Origin of the sequence: Arenimonas sp. (genome assembly GCF_022842045.1) — a bacterium.
Taxonomy (GTDB): domain Bacteria; phylum Pseudomonadota; class Gammaproteobacteria; order Xanthomonadales; family Xanthomonadaceae; genus Arenimonas.
Genome location: NZ_JALHQI010000125.1, coordinates 1 through 2,705, shown reverse-complemented (window position 1 = coordinate 2,705; position 2,705 = coordinate 1). Strand labels below are relative to the sequence as shown.

The following is a 2,705-nucleotide window of genomic DNA, read 5'->3' as shown; positions in this document are numbered from 1 at the left end:
GCGGCGCTGGTCCTTCAAGCCTCGGTCATATCCACCAGGCCGCGCGCCGGCGCGGCCACTCGGGGCCACAGTTCGCGGTGCACCGTCCGGTGCGGCAACGCCGCCATGTCCATTGATCCGGCGCCCGGTGCCGAGACGTAGAGCACCTCACGCGCGATCGGCGCAAACCCGCCATGGAAGTGCTGCGTCGACTTCACCACCAGCGCCTTTGGGCGCAACGGGTCGATGCCGGCCACGCGGAAGCAATCGGGGTGAAAGCTCTGCACCCGGTGGTCGTTCACCACGATGTCGATGGCCTGTTCATCGCCGGGGCCACCGGCGCGAAGCCAGGCCACGCGGCCCAACGGCGCCATCGCCCCGCCGAAGGGCTGCCAGGCGTCTGGCGTCAGCGCCATGACCTGTACCTCCAGGTCGAGCGCCGCGCCCGAGGCCGGGCCCAGCTTGCCGCCGATGCGCATGGCCAGGCGGGCGCCGAGGCCTGCGTCGAAGGCCAGCGCCGTGGCCACCGGATCCCACAGCGGTGACAGCGCGATGCCGCCCACGCCCCGTTCGATCAGACGCCGCAGCAGGAACGTGGAATCGCCTGCGGCGCCGATGCCCGGGTTGTCGGCGGTGTCGGCCAGCACGAAGGGCCGGCCATCGGGCTCATGGGCCTGCAGCCGGTCGATCGCCTCCTCGATGCTGTAGAAGTGCGGCACGATGGCGTCGCGGGCTGCCCAGATGGCCTCGCCCAGTTCCGACGCATGACGGGCGGCCAGTCGAGCATCGCCGTCGGTCACCACCAGCACACGGGTGCCGAGTTCCGGCGTGTCGCCCCAGGGAAAGCCATGGGCCAGGGACACCGACAGGACACCCGGCTCCGCCTCCAGGGCAGTCATGCGAGCCACGAGGCCAGACATCGGCTCGGCGGTCGTGGGGTAAATGCCCAGCATGGCGCAGTCGTACACCGCCATGGTGGGCTTCACCTCGCCATCCAACATCCGGCGCATCAAGCTGAACACCTCGTCGGCGCGCTCTGCCACGTCGACATGGGGGTAGTGCTTGTAGATCACCAGGAAGTCGGCATTGGCCACCTTCTGTCGGCTGAGATGGCAGTGCAAGTCCAGCTCCGCGCCGATGGGAACCGCAGGGCCCACCAGGGCACGGACGCGCGCCAGCAGGTCGCCTTCGGCGTCGGGGTCAGCGTCGGCGATCATCGCGCCGTGCAGGTTCAGCAGCACCGCATCCACGGGCATCGCGCGTTGCAGGTCAGCCAGGATCTCGTCGCGCAACGCGGCGTGGGTGGCCTGAGTGGTGTTGCCCGCCGGCGCGGCAAAGCAGGCCAGGCCTTCGGCCACGGTCCAACCCAGCGCTTGGGCCTGCTGCTTCCAGCGCAACAGGGGCACGCCGAACAGGCCGGGCCTGTCGCCATGCTGGCCGCCGCGCACCAACATCGTCTGCTCGAAAACCGACATCCCGGTCGGGATGGGCGAAAAAGAATTGGTCTCGGTACCGAGACAGGCAGTGAACAGGCGGCGTGACATGTAGGGCATGAAAGTTGAGGGTGGAGGGAGCCCTGATGGTCCGCCACTGTCCGCCGCGGCGCAACAACGACGGCTCGCCCGTCACCACATCGACCTGCGACGACGAGTTCGACCACCTCGACCGCGCGCAGAGCACGCTCCCAGGACTCGGTAGCAGGCGACCATCAGCGGGTGAGACATCGGGACAGCAAGATCTCAGCGTTGGCCGCCCGCGCGCTCCTTGAGCACGGCTTGCAGCTGCAAGGCAGCGGTTACGGGCGCTCGATCTGAGCGATCGTGCGACAGCCAACTGCCATCTACTTGACCTTCGAGAATGCCTCCGGCACAAGAAGTCGGTCGAGGCTGCGGGCGCCGGCGCAGCCGCCTGAACGTCGGCATACTGGCCGCGGTGAGCACATCCGAATCAAGTTCGTCCACGACCGTCGCCGTTGCTCTTCGGCCGCGGCGACGCGCTTGGTGGTACCGCGCCCTGCGCGCGGTGGTCGGCTCGGTGTTGCTCCTGCTTATCGGACCGCTGGCGGTGCTGGCCTTCGGCGACGTCGATCTCGAGCGTCCCTGGTACGAAGGCAGTCAGGACCGTGTCGGGCTGGCCCCCGATCCGGCGACAGTGCACGAGGCCATGGTCCAAGTCTACGGAGCGCGCACGGTGCGCTGGCGCGGCGCTTTTGGCATCCACCCGTGGATTGCCGTCAAGCGCAGCGGGGCGAGCAAGTGGACGACCTACCAGATGGTCGGCTGGCGAAGCATGCGCGGCGGCGATGGTGTCGTCGAGTCGAGCACCGATGCGCCCGACCGCCGCTGGTATGGCGCGGAGCCCATGCTGCTCACGCAGCGTCGCGGACCCGAGGTGGACGCTTTGATCGATCGCATCGAGGAAGCGGTGCGCAGCTATCCCTGGTCGCGCAGCTACCGACTCTGGCCCGGACCGAACAGCAACACGTTCGTGGCCTGGATCGCCCGTCGAGTTCCAGAGCTCGGCCTCGACTTGCCAGCCACGGCGATCGGCAAGGACTACCTCGGACCCACGACGTTGCTGGCCTCAGCACCAAGCGGCACGGGATGGCAGATCTCCGTCCTCGGACTGGTGGGCGCGACGTTGGCCCGCTCTGAGGGCCTGGAACTCAGCCTGCTCGGTTTGGGCGTCGGCATCGACCTGGATGACCGTCGCTTGCGGCTGCCTGG

2 protein-coding genes are annotated in these 2,705 nt (G+C 68.5%); one reads left to right on the top strand and one right to left on the bottom strand.

Going from position 1 to position 2,705, the window contains the following annotated elements:
• Window positions 1–14 precede the first annotated feature (14 nt).
• Window positions 15–1,523 carry a M81 family metallopeptidase gene (locus tag Q0C12_RS14835; protein WP_290891564.1) on the bottom strand — a complete coding sequence of 503 codons (1,509 nt, stop codon included), beginning with the start codon at window positions 1,521–1,523 and terminating at the stop codon, window positions 15–17.
• Window positions 1,524–1,911: 388 nt separating this feature from the next.
• On the opposite strand from Q0C12_RS14835, the gene Q0C12_RS14830 reads away from it, so the two are divergent.
• Window positions 1,912–2,705, top strand: a 794-nt coding sequence (locus Q0C12_RS14830) for a DUF3750 domain-containing protein (protein ID WP_290891562.1), incomplete at its 3' end; no start/stop codon positions are given.

Coding starts and splice junctions, on each gene's coding strand:
- Q0C12_RS14835 (WP_290891564.1), bottom strand. CDS start 1,523: ATGTCACGCCGCCTGTTCACTGCCTGTCTCGGTACCGAGACCAATTCT.